General features: G+C 64.2%; 9 protein-coding genes. 6 read left to right on the top strand and 3 right to left on the bottom strand.

Annotation, left to right across the window (positions count from 1 at the left end; all coding sequences use genetic code 11):
- Window positions 1-106 precede the first annotated feature (106 nt).
- Window positions 107-2,701: a PDZ domain-containing protein gene (locus ACK59X_RS08440; protein ID WP_409956439.1), complete on the bottom strand. Its 2,595-nt coding sequence runs from the start codon at window positions 2,699-2,701 to the stop codon at window positions 107-109.
- Window positions 2,702-2,766: 65 nt separating this feature from the next.
- On the opposite strand from ACK59X_RS08440, the gene ACK59X_RS08445 reads away from it, so the two are divergent.
- The 4 genes from ACK59X_RS08445 to ACK59X_RS08460 all read left to right on the top strand — a co-directional run bounded on the left by ACK59X_RS08445 (window position 2,767) and on the right by ACK59X_RS08460 (window position 7,630).
- A complete protein-coding gene (locus tag ACK59X_RS08445) occupies window positions 2,767-4,296 on the top strand; it encodes a helicase HerA-like domain-containing protein (protein ID WP_409956441.1) in 1,530 nt (509 codons plus the stop codon).
- Window positions 4,297-4,384: 88 nt separating this feature from the next.
- Window positions 4,385-5,221, top strand: a complete 837-nt coding sequence (locus tag ACK59X_RS08450; protein ID WP_409956443.1) for a glycine-rich domain-containing protein — start codon at window positions 4,385-4,387, stop codon at window positions 5,219-5,221.
- Between the two features lie 118 nt (window positions 5,222-5,339).
- Complete coding sequence (locus ACK59X_RS08455; RefSeq protein WP_409956445.1) at window positions 5,340-6,662, top strand: hemolysin family protein; 1,323 nt, start codon at window positions 5,340-5,342, stop codon at window positions 6,660-6,662.
- A gap of 113 nt (window positions 6,663-6,775) precedes the next feature.
- Window positions 6,776-7,630, top strand: coding sequence for an enoyl-CoA hydratase-related protein (locus ACK59X_RS08460; RefSeq protein ID WP_409956447.1), 855 nt, complete (start codon window positions 6,776-6,778; stop codon window positions 7,628-7,630).
- Here ACK59X_RS08460 and ACK59X_RS08465 read toward each other — a convergent pair.
- Both ACK59X_RS08465 and ACK59X_RS08470 read right to left on the bottom strand, forming a co-directional pair.
- On the bottom strand, window positions 7,627-8,397 hold the full coding sequence (locus ACK59X_RS08465) for an amino acid ABC transporter permease (protein WP_409956449.1): 771 nt from the start codon (window positions 8,395-8,397) through the stop codon (window positions 7,627-7,629). The two genes, ACK59X_RS08460 and ACK59X_RS08465, sit on opposite strands and share 4 nt — an antisense overlap.
- Before the next feature lie 104 nt (window positions 8,398-8,501).
- Window positions 8,502-9,269, bottom strand: a complete 768-nt coding sequence (locus ACK59X_RS08470; RefSeq protein ID WP_409956451.1) for a basic amino acid ABC transporter substrate-binding protein — start codon at window positions 9,267-9,269, stop codon at window positions 8,502-8,504.
- Between the two features lie 183 nt (window positions 9,270-9,452).
- Here ACK59X_RS08470 and ACK59X_RS08475 point away from each other — a divergent pair, with 183 nt between their 5' ends.
- Complete coding sequence (locus ACK59X_RS08475; RefSeq protein ID WP_409956453.1) at window positions 9,453-10,427, top strand: threo-3-hydroxy-L-aspartate ammonia-lyase; 975 nt, start codon at window positions 9,453-9,455, stop codon at window positions 10,425-10,427.
- Between the two features lie 177 nt (window positions 10,428-10,604).
- A complete protein-coding gene (gene upp / locus ACK59X_RS08480; RefSeq protein WP_409956455.1) occupies window positions 10,605-11,246 on the top strand; it encodes a uracil phosphoribosyltransferase in 642 nt (213 codons plus the stop codon).
- Window positions 11,247-11,322 lie beyond the last annotated feature (76 nt).

Genomic DNA, 11,322 nt, shown 5'->3' on the forward strand with positions numbered 1-11,322 from the left:
CCCCTGGCCGAACTGATCAAGGATCTCTTTGGGGATGGACGGTAGCGCTGGCGCTACCCTCTTGGGCTTGTTCAACTTGCTTGGCATACATGCTCCTGTCGTCATGCTATGCCCTGAACACAAAATTTCTGACAGTCTCCCGTCGGCCGTCTTCCCCTATGACCGTCAGAGCAACCGGCGAGCCCACCGCCCCCCGCAGACGCAGGAGAGCTTGGTTCAACGCCATTCCACGCGTTAGCACTCCATCAATAGACACGAGCCTGGCACCAGGGCGGATAGCGGCCATCTGAGCAGGAGAGCCTTCGATCACATATTCCACCCTGGGAAATCCCTCGCCCTGTTGCTCCTGAACGATCATCATGCCCACGTCGGCCGCAGGCGAGGTGACGCCCCGATAGGCCGAGTGACCAGGAAACCTGAGAAGCGCCGCCACCTCCGCCGCGCCGAGATCCCACCACTCGTATGAGCGCAGCCTCAGGCCTGCATGGTGCAATTGTCCCAGGTAGGCATCAAACCGTGCGGGCCTGTCATCCGCACATTTCCTGAGCGCAACTCTCACGGAACTTTGATCCACACTGGCCACTGATGCAGCAAAACGTACGCCCGCCTTCAAAGCCGATGCCACCAACTGCGGATCACAACTGAGAACAAGGAAGTCAGATACTTCTTGCCAGCCTTTGGCATCAATTCTGGGACCCGCATGCCCGAGCACAAGCGCCCTGACCCAATCGGGCCTACCGACAGAGCCCAAAAGAGCCTTGACCAATATTGCCGCATTACCTGGCTCCAAGGCACTGCGATCAACAGGCAGAACGTCCAAGACCCAATTTCCGGGCCCCGGATCACCGATCAATGCGCCATAAATATCTCCCCTGGCGCTTATGTCACCAAAGCGTCCTTTGTAATCTGCCGCAATCTTGCGCCGCAGCGCAGATGCATCGGCAGGCAGCGAAAGCAACAAGTGCCGAATCACCTTGGGATCGCCGTAACTGCCAGAATCGAAGAGTGCGACACGCGAAGCCAGCGATAGTTCGCCCAACTGCGCCAGATCGACAATCATCTGAGCGCTCTCCCCCGGTGAAACGATGGAAAGATGCAAATCCACCCAAAAAGCCAAGGGTCGCCCCAGAAGAGATGGGGGACACGGCAAAGTGGCCTCCCTTACCTTGCCAGAAGTGCAATGGCGCGAGGACCAGCGCTTGAGCACCGAAGGCGATGCCGCCTCGCCAACACCCATTGTCAGGCGCCAACCGGACCGCACCATGTCCTCCAATACACTGCCAAAGTTGCCCCGGGCCATCGATTCCATCGTCGACACTGAGGCAGGGTGCGTTTGCGGCGGCACAGGAGCTCCCAGCGCCCGCAACTCCCAGTACATACGCTCGCCGCGAGCCTCCACCTTGCCACCCAATTGAAGAGCCCAATCTATCGCGGTCAAACCCTTATCCCCTCCGCGCTCATCCATGCGGGCTCCCTCAACAGCTATCTGCTTGACGATCTCTATGTCGTGCGCCATGACCGCTTGGTTCAAGCGCCGCTCCCTCGGGAAGTCAAAAAGGCGGTACTCTGCAGGAAGATCATTGCCCGGCTGAAGCAAACGCAACCCCCTGTCGGAATACTGCCAACTCGCACCCCGATCCATCGTGCGGTAAACCTGCCCTTCAACCCAAGCCACCAATGCGACCGATGAATCCCGCGGATGCAAGGCAATGGCAGAAGGATGCCAGGAATCGGCCATTCCGCTCCCTCCCGCAGCCGACCACGTCAAACCTCCATCCATGCTGTGAAGCTGCGTGCTGAAGTCTTGCGAAGTCGATACTCCACCGGGATACTTGTTCCTATTTGTGCAGGTGGCAAACAGGTATGCCGGATCGGCGGGCGATTGAAGGGGTGGATGGCAATGGTCCAGAAATTTTCCACGCGTCTCGTAAGGAGACAACATGGAAACCTGCTCCCAGGGGCCTGATTTCTCGCGAAGCCACCAGTATCTTTCAGACTTCACCAGCACACGGTCGCCTGCAAGGGAGGCAATACGCAATGGTCTGTGACCCGCTGGAAAGTTGGTGGGATGCCACTCAAAACCGTCTTCAGATCTCCAGACCTCGTTCTTGTCTGTAGCTATGTAGAACGCCTCCCCGTTGGCAGACAGAGCACTCTGCATTATCGACCCCGCCGGATTTGGTGCCACCTCCCAGGACGCACCATTGTTCCGGCTTGCCCATGTCTCGCCACCGAGCAAAGCGATCCAAAGGCCCGGTCGGGAAGGGTGCACCGCAAAACCCTCGAAGCGCCCCGGCTGGAGGCCATACTTCACGCGCCTCTCATTCCAGGTGCGGCCACCGTCCACAGATTCGAGGTACTGGGTGTTTTGGCTTGACCCAAACTCGCGCAGGGCCAATATTCGGTTCGGATCGTGGGGATCCATAAGGATCTTGCTGAACCCACGGCCTGCATTCAACGCACGCCAGGAAGAACCACGGTCAGTCGAGATAAATATGCCGTTGCTGAGATTAATGCCGAACACGGTGTCCGGACTCGAGTCGACATAGGCAAGGCCCGTCAAGCTCACACCGACGCTGACGGGAAAGCTCGCTACCGCATTTGACGCAGCCAATACTGCGATCAGGACAAAACTGCAGATTCCCGCCCGGAAAAGCATCCAGGAGCGAGCCCCTTCCAAAAAAAGCTTCTTTGCATTCATCCCAACCCTCTCCTTTTGTCCCCTATGCTATCGAATCAGTACCCACAACGATGCGGAATCCGACCATGGCCGAACCACTCCTGATAGCCAAGCACGACACCACCGAATGCCACCTGCTTCCGGGGCTGGCCAACCGGCACGGGCTCATCACCGGGGCGACGGGCACCGGCAAGACGGTGACGCTGCAGACCCTGGCCGAAAACTTCTCGCGCATTGGCGTGCCGGTGTTCATGGCCGACGTCAAGGGCGATCTCACGGGTGCCAGCCAGCCCGGCAGGATCGGCGAGAAGCTGGCCGCCACGCTCAAGGAGCGCGGCCTGGAGCTGCCCGCCCCGCTGGCCTGCCCGACCACGCTGTGGGACGTGTTCGGCGAGCAGGGCCACCCGGTGCGCGCCACGGTGTCGGACATGGGCCCGCTGCTGCTGGGGCGCATGCTCAACCTCAACGAGACGCAGCTCGGGGTGCTCAACCTGGTGTTCAAGATCGCCGACGACAACGGCCTCTTGCTGCTGGACCTCAAGGACCTGCGCGCCATGCTGCAGTATGTGGGCGACAACAGCAAGGAATTCACGACCGAGTACGGCAACGTGAGCGCGGCCAGCGTGGGCGCCATCCAGCGCGGGCTGCTGCAGATCGAGCAGCAGGGCGGCACGCAGTTCTTCGGCGAGCCCATGCTCAACATCCAGGACTTCATGCAGACCGTCGATGGCCACGGTGTGGTGAACATCCTGGCGGCGGACAAGCTCATGAACGCGCCGCGCCTGTATGCAACCTTCCTGTTGTGGATGCTGTCCGAACTATTCGAGCAATTGCCCGAGATCGGCGACCCCGAGCAGCCCAAGCTGGTGTTCTTCTTCGACGAGGCCCACCTCTTGTTCAACGAGGCGCCCAAGGTGCTGGTCGAGCGCATCGAGCTGGTGGTGCGCCTGGTGCGCTCCAAGGGCGTGGGCGTGTATTTCGTCACGCAGAACCCCCTCGACATTCCTGACAGCGTGCTGGCCCAGTTGGGCAACCGCGTGCAGCATGCGCTGCGCGCCTTCACCCCGCGCGACCAGAAGGCCGTGAAGGCCACGGCCACCACCATGCGGCAAAAGCCGGGCCTCGATATCGAGACCGCCATCACCGAACTGGCCGTGGGCGAGGCACTGGTGAGCTTTCTCGACGCCAAGGGCCGCCCCAGCGTGACCGAGCGCGTCTTTGTTTTGCCGCCGGGCAGCCAGCTCGGCCCCATCACCCCGCAGCAGCGCCAGGCGCTGATGGCCAGCTCGCTGGTGGCGGGCGTGTACGAGAAGGTGGTGGACCGCGAGTCGGCCTACGAAAAGCTCAAGGGCCGCACGGCCGATGCGGGCGGCGCGCAGCAGGCCGCGGCCGGCAAGGGCGGCGCGGTGGCCGCGCCCGCAGAGGAAGGCGGCGGCCTGCTGGGCGGTCTGAACGACGTGCTGTTCGGCTCCACCGGCCCGCGCGGCGGCAAGCGCGACGGCCTGGCCCAGACCATGGCCAAGTCGGCCGTGCGCACCATGGGCACCACGCTGGGCAAGGAGATTTTGCGCGGCGTGCTCGGCAGCGTGTTTGGCGGTGGTGGCAAGCGGCGGTGAGCCCGTCAAAAAATAGTCACATCCGCCCCCTGAAAAAGAGGTACAACCCCGGAAAACAGACACACAACAAGGTCAAAGGGGGAAGCCGATGGGCAAGATCGACAACCTGCTGGTGCGCTACGGCGGCAACGTGGTGCAACTGGCGATTGCAGTGTGGGCCCTGGCCGCGGTGGCGGCCTTTGCGGGGCTGCTGCGGCCCAACTGGCGCTGGGCCATCTACCTGGTGTGCACGGTGGTGGTCACCGCCATCGTGGTGCAATGGACACGCACGGTGCGCGAGCGCTACATCCGCGAAGCGAAACTGCCCGCCTACCTGAAGCGCAAGCTGCGCGAGACCTACCCGCACCTCAGCCAGAAGGACTGCGAATTGGTGGAGCGCGGGCTGCGTCAGTTCTTCATGGCCTGCATGCGCAGCCGCAAGCAGTTCGTGGCCATGCCATCCAAGGCGGTGGATGCGCTGTGGCATGACTTCATCCTGCACACCCAGGCCTACAAGACCTGGTGCCACAACGCGCTGGGCTTTTTTCTGCACCACACGCCGGCCGAAGCCCTGGGCGCCAAGGCAAAGAACAACGATGGCCTGCGCCGCGCCTGGTTCTGGGCCTGCAAGGACGAGGCCATCAACCCCAAGGCCCCGAGCCGGCTGCCCCTGTTGTTTGCGCTGGACGCCAAGATGGCGATTGCCGGCGGCTTCGTCTACGTGCCAGACTGCAGCAACATTTTGGCCCGGAGCGCCGCCGGCGGCGATGGCAGCGGCACCTACTGCGGCACCAGCTTTTCGGACGGCAGCCACAGCGGCAGCTCGAATGACTTCGGCGGCGCGGACAACTCCTCTTCGTCGAGCAGCTCCAGCGACAGCAGCGATGGCGGCAGCGGGGGCGATGGCTGTGGCGGCGGGGGATGCGGCGGTGGTGGGGGGGACTGAGCACGGTCCTTGCAAGTACCCTGATCGGGACCCCAATATCCGTTCAGCCCCCCGGCAATAACCACACCCGTACAATGGACAGCTTCTCAACTTCAAGGGAACTGTCTGTTCCCTGTCTATGGAAATCGCAATACTTTTCGCCCTCATCCTCTTGAACGGCGTGTTCGCCATGTCGGAGATCGCACTGGTCACGGCACGGAAGGCCCGGCTGCAAAAGCTGATTGATGAGGGCGATAGCGGCGCTGCCGCTGCCGTGAAGCTGGGCGAAGACCCCACGCGTTTCCTCTCCACCATCCAGATCGGCATCACGTCGATCGGCGTGCTCAACGGTATCGTCGGCGAAGCCGCCCTGGCAGCCCCCCTGGCCGCCTGGCTGGCCTCGCTGGGCGTACCCGCCCCCTATGGTGGCTATGCCGCCACGGGCCTGGTGGTGGTGCTGATCACCTACTTCTCCATCGTCGTGGGCGAACTCGTGCCCAAGCGCATCGGCCAGTCGCACCCCGAGACCTTTGCACGCCTGGTCTCGCGCCCCATCAACTTCCTGGCGGTGGCCACCAAGCCCTTCGTCATCCTGCTGTCCACTTCCACGCGCACGCTGCTGCGCCTGTTGGGCGTGAAGGAGACCAGCGGCAGCCCGGTGACCGAGGAAGAGATCCACGCCATGCTGGTCGAAGGCACGACGGCCGGTGTGATCGAATCGCACGAACACACCATGGTGCGCAACGTGTTCCGCCTGGACGACCGCCAGATCGGCTCGCTCATGGTGCCGCGCGGCGACGTGGTCTGCCTAGACCTGGACCTCTCCTTCGAGGAGAACCTGAAGATCATCGAGGAGTCGGACCACGCCCGCTTCCCGGTGGTGCGCGGCGGCATGGACAACATCCGCGGTGTGCTCAATGCGCGCCAGTGGCTGTCGCGCACCATCCGCGACAAGGCTCACAGCCTGGCCGAGCAGCCGCTGCAGACGGCGCTGTACGTGCCCGAGACCATCACCGGCATGGAGTTGCTCGACAACTTCCGCCTGTCGGACGTGCACATGGCCTTCGTGATCGACGAGTACGGCGAGGTGCAGGGCATCGTCACGCTGCAGGACCTGATCGAGGCCATCACCGGCGAGTTCCAGCCGCGCGACCCCGAGACCTCGTGGGCGCTGCAGCGCGAGGATGGCAGCTGGCTGCTGGACGGCCACATCCCCGTGCCCGAACTCAAGGACCGGCTGAACCTGGATTCCGTGCCCGAGGAAGAGCGCGGCCGCTACCACACCCTGAGCGGCATGATCATGCTGCTGACCGGCCGCCTGCCCAAGGTGACCGACACCGTGGAGTGGGAGGGCTGGAAGCTCGAGGTGGTGGACATGGACGGCAAGACCATCGACAAGATCCTGGCCAGCCGGATGCCCGTGCCCGAGCTGGCAGACGCCACGGAAACCACCGACGGCTGACCGCCGCCCTGCCCCATCCGCCACGCGGCGGATGCTGGCAAACCCGAGGCCGCCCCTCTTCAGTCGCACACGCGACCTTGACGGCGCGGGCACGGGGCCTACAGTGTTCGCCCATGAACACTGCTGCTCCCACACTCACCTGCTTCTCCCTGACCACCACCGGCCATGTGGCCCACCTGGTGCTGAACCGGCCCGAGGCCATGAACACCATGCACCCCACCTTCTGGCGCGAGCTGGATGCGGTGCTGGTGCACCTGCACCGCAGCGGCGAGGCGCGCGCCTTGGTCATCAGCAGCACCGGCAAGCATTTCAGCGCCGGCATGGCGCTGGAGACCTTTGGCGGCGCCATCACCATGGACGACCAGAGCCCCGAGGGCCGTGCCGCCATCTTCGACCTGCTGACCGACATGCAGCACACCTTCACGCGGCTGGAGGAGCTGCGCATCCCGGTGATCATGGCCATCCACGGCGGCTGCATCGGCGGTGCGGTGGACATGGTGACGGCCGGCTGCATCCGCTATGCCACGGCCGACGCCTTCTTCTGCATCCAGGAGATCAACATCGGCATGGTGGCCGACGTGGGCACGCTGCAGCGCCTGCCCAAGCTCATTCCCATGGGCGTGGTCAAGGAGCTGGCCTACACCGGCCGGCGCATGCCCGCACAGAAGGCCCTCTCCCATGGCCTGGTCAACGAAGTCTTCGATACGCAGGAGGCCATGGTCGCCGCCGCGCTGCAGTGCGCAGCGGAGATCGCCAGCAAGCCGCCCGTGGCCATCTGGGGCACCAAGCAGGCCGTGAACTATGCGCGCGACCACTCGGTGGAGGACAGCCTGCGCCAGATGGGATGGCTGCAGGGCACCATCTGGAGCAACCGGCACGTGCAGGAATCGGTCACGGCGATGAAGCAAAAGCGCGCGGGGGACTTCCCTGCGCTGACACCCCTGCAGCGCTTTTCTGAACTCGGCTAACTCCGGTCGCTGCGCGCCAAGCGGTATTCCAGGCGGCGCAGCACCGTGGTCAGCGCAAGCGTCATGCACCAGTAGGCCAGCGAGATCGCCAGGTACGGCTCCCAGTAGCGCGCATAGGCGCCTGCCACCGTGCGCGCCGCATAGGCCATCTCGGCCAGGCCGATGGCCGAGACCAGGGACGTGTCCTTGAGCAGCGCGATCATGTTGTTGCCCAGCGGCGGCAGCATGCGCCGGAAGGCCTGGGGCAGCACCACGTAGCGCAGCACCTGCAGCGGCGTGAAGCCCAGCGAACGTCCGGCATCCGACTGCCCGCGCGCAATCGACTGGATGCCGGCACGGAACACCTCGGAGATGTAGGCCGCCGAGTTCAGCGTGAGCGCCGCGATGCCCGAGATCAGCGCTCCATGCTCCTGCTTGAGCGTGCGCGCCAGGTCGCCATCGACCAGCAGGCCCGACACCGGGTGGATGAACAGCGGCATCACCGCAAAGTGCATGAGCAAAATCTGCACGAACAGAGGCGTGCCGCGGAAGAAGCTCACATACACGGTGGACGGCCAGCGCAGCAGAAAGCGGCACACCCAGTTCCACGGCGCATGGCGCGCCTGCGCCAGCCGCGCCAGGGCCAGCACCAGGCCCCACGATCCGCCCAGCGTGACGCAGATGACCGTCATGCACAGCGTCATCCAGGCGCCTTTGAAGAACAGCTCGCGGTACTCCACCAGGATGTCCGGCCGGAACCAGCCAAACCACAATTCGGGTTGCTCCATGCTTCTCTCCTTCTACCCAGGGCGCGCAGCGCGACAACCCTTCGTCAGAAAACAAAAAAGCGGCCGCATGGCGGCCGCTGCAAGTGACTTGATCGGAACCCGGCTCAGCGGCCTTTGTATTCTTTTGCGAACCACTTCTTGTAGATCTCGCCGTAGCTGCCATCGGCGCGCACGGCGGCCAGGCCGGCGTTGAGCTTGTCCTGCAGGGCCTTGTCGCCCTTCTTCACGACGATGCCGAAGCCTTCTTCGGGGAAGGACGGGTCTTCCACCGTCTTGAGCGCTGCATTCTGGCTCACGCGGTAGGCGATCACGCCGTTGTCGCCGATGGCGGCGTCCACGCCGCCGCCGGCCAGCTCGGAGATGATGAGCGGCGTGCTCTCGAAGCGGCGGATGTTGGCGCTGGTCTTGCCGAATTCGCGCGAGGCCACGTCGTCGGCCGTGGAAGCGTTCACCACGGCGATCTTCTTGCCCGCCAGGTCCTTGAGCGAGGCCACGGTGCTTCCCTTGGGCACGGCGATGAGCTGGTGGGCCGCAAAGTACGGGGCCGAGAAGTCGTAGCTCTGGCGGCGCTTGTCGTTGATGGTCACGCCGGAGATCACCAGGTCCACGTCGCCATTGTTCAGCGCCGCGAAGATACCGCTCCAGGGCGTGTTCACGACCTTGATCTTGAGATTCTGGTGCTTGGCGATGGCGTTGATGATGTCGATGTCGAAGCCGACGATCTGCTTGTCCTTGTTCTCGAACGCGAAGGGTGCATAGGTCGCGCTGGAGGCCACGGTGAGTTCACGGGCCTGCGCGTGGGCAACCAGCGAAACACCGAACGAGGCGGCCAGGCCGAGGCCCAGGGTGGCAATGCGGCGGGAGATGGACATGGTGGGCCCTTGGGGAAAGTCGGAAAAAGGGGGCAGTATATCCATGCCCCAGGGGGACTGGCATCAATATTCATAGCGGCACACGCCCTGTTTCTGGGCCTTGCGCTCCCCCTGTGGTCAAAAGTCAGGCAGTCTTATGATGGATGGAATAGTTGAGCCCCTTCGGCCCTGAAAGATTCCACTATGAGCAATGCCAGCCTCCCTCCGCCCACCTACGCGGATGTTGTTTCTGCCGCACAGCGGCTCGCTGGCGTGGCCCACCACACGCATGTGCTGCGCTCCAACATGGCCGACGCGCTGCTGGGCACGCAGGTGTTCTTCAAGTGCGAGAACCAGCAGCGCACGGGCTCGTTCAAGTTCCGCGGTGCCTACAACACCCTGGCGCAGTTCAGCGACGAACAGCGCGAGCGCGGCGTGCTGGCCTTCTCGGCCGGCAACCATGCGCAGGCCATCGCCCTGTCGGCCCGGCTGCTGGACATGCCCGCCCTGATCGTGATGCCCGAGGATGCCCCCGCCACCAAGATGGCAGCCACACGCGAGTACGGCGCCCAGGTTGTCACCTACGACCGCTACACCGAGGACCGCGAGGCCATCAGCCAAAAGCTGGCAGAAGAGCGCGGCATGACCCTGGTGCCGCCCTTCGACCACCCGCATGTAATTGCCGGCGAAGGCACCGCCGCCAAGGAGTTTCTGGAGGAAGTGCCCGACCTCGACTACCTCTTCGTGTGCGTGGGCGGCGGCGGCCTGCTGGCCGGCAGCCTGCTGGCGGCCGAGGCCCTGGCGCCGGGCTGCCGCGTGGTGGGCGTGGAGCCCGAGGCCGGCAACGACGGCCAGCAGTCGTTTCGCACGGGGCAGCTGGTGCAGATCCCCACGCCGCACACCATTGCCGATGGCGCGCAGGCCCGCTCGCTCGGGCAGATCACCTTTCCCATCATCCAGCGCCTGGCCGAGGACATCGTGACCGCCACCGACGAGCAGCTCGTCGAGGCCCTGCGCTTCTTTGCCGAGCGCATGAAGCTGGTGGTGGAGCCCACAGGCGCACTGGCCTTTGCCGGCGCACGGCATGGCGGCGTGGACGTGCGTGGCGCGAAGGTGGGCATCCTCATCAGCGGGGGGAATGTGGACTTGGCGCGCTATGCGCGCTTTCTGGGGGATTGACTCCCCCCGAAGCGACTGCGTCGCCTCCCCCTCAGGGGGCGGCCCCGGCGGCCCGGCAAAGCCGGCTCCGCGGGGCCACTGGTGTTGGGTCACGCCAGTTTCCACGCCTAAGAGCCAAAGGGACGTCAAAATACGGCCACCGCTATTCATTCACCTCTGCATAACAAAGGCCGCGCCATGAGCACCGCTACCAACAACGTCACCGTCATCAAGCACCCCCTCGTCCAGCACAAGCTCACGCTGATGCGCCGCAAGGACGCCAGCACCAACAGCTTTCGCCGCCTGCTGGGCGAGCTGAGCACGCTCATGGCCTATGAGGTCACGCGCGACATGCCGCTGCAGGACATCGAGATCGAGACCCCGCTGGAGACCATGACCAGCCAGGTGATCGACGGCAAGAAGCTGGTGCTGGTCTCCATCCTGCGCGCGGGCAACGGTTTTCTCGACGGCATGCTCAACGTGGTGCCCGGCGCGCGCGTGGGCCACATCGGCCTGTACCGCGACCCGGCCACGCTGCAGCCGGTGGAGTACTACTTCAAGATGCCGTCCGAGATGGACGAGCGCGACATCATCGTGGTCGACCCCATGCTGGCCACCGGCAACTCGGCCGCCGCCTGCGTGGACCGGCTCAAGAAGCTCAACCCGCGTTCCATCAAGTTCGTCTGCCTGCTGGCCGCGCCCGAGGGCGTGGCCACGCTGCAGAAGGCGCACCCGGACGTGCCGATCTTCACCGCCGCCATCGACCGCGAGCTCAACGACCATGGCTACATCCTGCCGGGCCTGGGTGATGCCGGCGACCGGATCTTTGGCACCAAGTAAGAGCGAGCCAGATCGAACAGCCGCCGCAGGGACGCAGTCCTTGGGCGGCTTTTTTTACGCCCCAAGCCGGTGCGAA

Source organism: Acidovorax sp., assembly GCF_046339755.1.
In the GTDB taxonomy this organism is placed as follows: Bacteria; Pseudomonadota; Gammaproteobacteria; order Burkholderiales; family Burkholderiaceae_C; genus Acidovorax.

What these genes read in the sequence shown, in the direction of transcription:
- ACK59X_RS08465 (WP_409956449.1), bottom strand. Translation starts at nt 8,397, where the DNA reads ATGGAGCAACCCGAATTGTGGTTTGGCTGGTTCCGGCCGGACATCCTG.
- ACK59X_RS08475 (WP_409956453.1), top strand. Translation starts at nt 9,453, where the DNA reads ATGAGCAATGCCAGCCTCCCTCCGCCCACCTACGCGGATGTTGTTTCT.
- ACK59X_RS08445 (WP_409956441.1), top strand. Translation starts at nt 2,767, where the DNA reads ATGGCCGAACCACTCCTGATAGCCAAGCACGACACCACCGAATGCCAC.
- ACK59X_RS08460 (WP_409956447.1), top strand. Translation starts at nt 6,776, where the DNA reads ATGAACACTGCTGCTCCCACACTCACCTGCTTCTCCCTGACCACCACC.
- ACK59X_RS08470 (WP_409956451.1), bottom strand. Translation starts at nt 9,269, where the DNA reads ATGTCCATCTCCCGCCGCATTGCCACCCTGGGCCTCGGCCTGGCCGCC.
- ACK59X_RS08455 (WP_409956445.1), top strand. Translation starts at nt 5,340, where the DNA reads ATGGAAATCGCAATACTTTTCGCCCTCATCCTCTTGAACGGCGTGTTC.
- ACK59X_RS08450 (WP_409956443.1), top strand. Translation starts at nt 4,385, where the DNA reads ATGGGCAAGATCGACAACCTGCTGGTGCGCTACGGCGGCAACGTGGTG.
- upp (WP_409956455.1), top strand. Translation starts at nt 10,605, where the DNA reads ATGAGCACCGCTACCAACAACGTCACCGTCATCAAGCACCCCCTCGTC.
- ACK59X_RS08440 (WP_409956439.1), bottom strand. Translation starts at nt 2,701, where the DNA reads ATGAATGCAAAGAAGCTTTTTTTGGAAGGGGCTCGCTCCTGGATGCTT.